Below are 2426 nucleotides of genomic sequence, written 5' to 3' on the forward strand. Positions count from 1 at the left end.
CTGCTGCGCGAATTCATCGCTTCTCAGGACAACATGTACGTTGTCTGTGGTGACCGGCACTGGCAGTACGTCTCCGTGGACCAGACCCACGGCGTACGGGAGTATTCGAGCGGACCGGCCACCGACAGGCACGCCGGCGGCTGGTCGAACGACAAGCTAATGCCGGAACACCAGTACCTGAACGTCATCGGCGGATTCCTTGCGGTCACGGTGGAGCGTGAAGATGGGCTGCCCGTGCTGATCGCCCGTCATTACGGGGTCGACGGAAACATTCTCAACGAGGACCAAATTCCCGCGGAGTAGGCCTGTGGCAACTCGGCAACTATTGACGCTGAAAAATTGCTACCGGTAGCAAAGACGAGTTATCCTCCGTTATTAGTGGAAACCACTAATGTGAGTGGTATAGCTACCGGTGGCAAAATAAAGTCTGATTTTAGATCAGGGGCGTAGTTACCGATCGGGTCACGCCAGCGGATCCCGGCAACTACAACGCCATTCAAAACCGTCAGGGGAGCATTATGAATACGCGTAATTTCCCGTTTCCCGGGATAACTCTCAGAACAATACTGTCCGCAGCCGCATGCATGGCGGTGATCGCGCCATCGCCGGTCCTGGGACAGGCGGGCTCTGACGACGAGGCTCTCGAAGAGATCGTGGTCACCGGCATTCGCCGCAGCCTGGACGTGGCAGCGGATATCAAGCGCGAGTCTGATGCGGTGGTCGACGCGATCACGGCACAGGACATCGGCTTGTTCTCCGACAACAACATCGGTGAGGCGCTGTCGCGGGTACCCGGCGTGCTGCTCGAGAGAGAGGCAGGTGAGGGATACCGGGTCTCCATTCGCGGTCTTGGCCCGCGTTTTGTCCGTACGACGGTAAACGGTCGCACGGCAATGTCGGCGTCAGGTGGTGAAACCGGTGGCGGCGACGATGCCCGCGGCTTCACGTTCAACATAATGCCGTCGGAAGTCGTGTCAAAGGCCTCGGTTTCGAAGAGCACCCAGGCATGGGAAATCGAAGGAGGCATCGGCGGCGCGGTCGATCTCGTGACCAACCGGCCGCTGGAATTTCAGCCCGATGGTGAATCCCTGTATTTTTCGGGTACCGCACGGGGCATCTACAACGACCTGAGCGAGGACGAGCGCTACCGCGCCAGCCTGTTCCTTAACAAGAAATTCTCCGAGAACTTCGGGTTCTTCTTCGCCGCGACCATCGATCAGGCGGATCGCATCGACAATTTGGCTGAGTCCCAGCGACTGCGAATCTTTGAAGGCGATTTCGCGGCAGGCACGCTGGTGAACGGAGTACCGCTGGCAGAAGAAACGGAATTGGCACTCTCCCATTTCAGCGGCGTCAGGTACCAGGAACAGCCGATCCCCCGGGATCGTGAGACTTATGTCACTGGCGTGCAGTGGCAAAACGACAACTGGGACGTCAATTTCGACTGGACCGCAGGGTTCGAGGACGAGGTCCGAGACGACAAACGGCTCTGGTACGGCTTCGGCGACATGATCCGACGGTTTGACGACAGGATGACTTCCCTCACTGTCGACTTCGGCGACGAAGACCTCGACCGGACAGAAACCACGCTCGGTACCCTTGTTGCCTACGAATTCGAAGGCTTAAGCGGTAGACGGGTCGAACCGTTGCTCGCTGGCCTGTACCGGCGAGTTCCACGCGAATCGGATGTGAATGTCGGCGGTCTCAACGTGGAGTGGAATAACGGCGATGACTGGACCGTCGAGTTCGATCTCGGTTTCGCGGACCAGGACACGGAACGGATCCTCGAACGCCTCCGGACCCGTCTGAACCGTGACGAGGACCAGTGGAACGACATCAGCGGCAGTTATGACATCGCAACTACTGGCTACCCCATCGCGATCCTTTACGATGCGAATGGCGATGAAATCGATCCGCTGGACACCACGCACCAGAAGTTCAACTTGCTCGAGCGGACGATTACCACGGAACACGGTGAAGACACCAGCTTCCGACTCGACCTGACCAAGGCCCTCGAGGAACGCAGTGACGGAGATCTGATCTCCTTCTTTGACGAGGTGCAGTTCGGCTTCGCATGGAACGAAATGACATTCGGCCGGGAATTGATTAGGAGCGAGTATGACGGCCCCGACTTTGACATGTCGCTCATCCAGCCCGCCTTTGGCCGGGATATCCTGAACGATATCAACGTGCCCGGTTTCGTTCACGATTTCGGTATCCCGGACATCGACGATCCAGCATTCGAGGAATACCTGGAAACGACCACCTACCTCCCTGACCAGGAAGGCTGGTTCGACGTCACGGAAGAAACCACCTCGTTCTACATCCAGGGTAATTTCTCCGGCGAAGGCAGACTGCCGTACCGGGGCAATATCGGCTTCCGGCATGTCGATACCGATCAGACCAATCTCGGATGGGTCGGAGAG

2 protein-coding genes are annotated in these 2426 nt (G+C 57.9%); both read left to right on the forward strand.

Going from position 1 to position 2426, the window contains the following annotated elements; genetic code table 11:
• Positions 1-303: alkaline phosphatase (locus HKN37_06995; GenBank protein ID NNE46390.1), on the forward strand; the 303-nt coding region annotated here is incomplete at its 5' end.
• 215 nt (positions 304-518) lie between these two features.
• Positions 519-2426: TonB-dependent receptor plug domain-containing protein (locus HKN37_07000; protein NNE46391.1), on the forward strand; the 1908-nt coding region annotated here is incomplete at its 3' end.

This window comes from Rhodothermales bacterium (genome assembly GCA_013002345.1).
GTDB lineage: Bacteria > Bacteroidota > Rhodothermia > Rhodothermales > JABDKH01 > JABDKH01.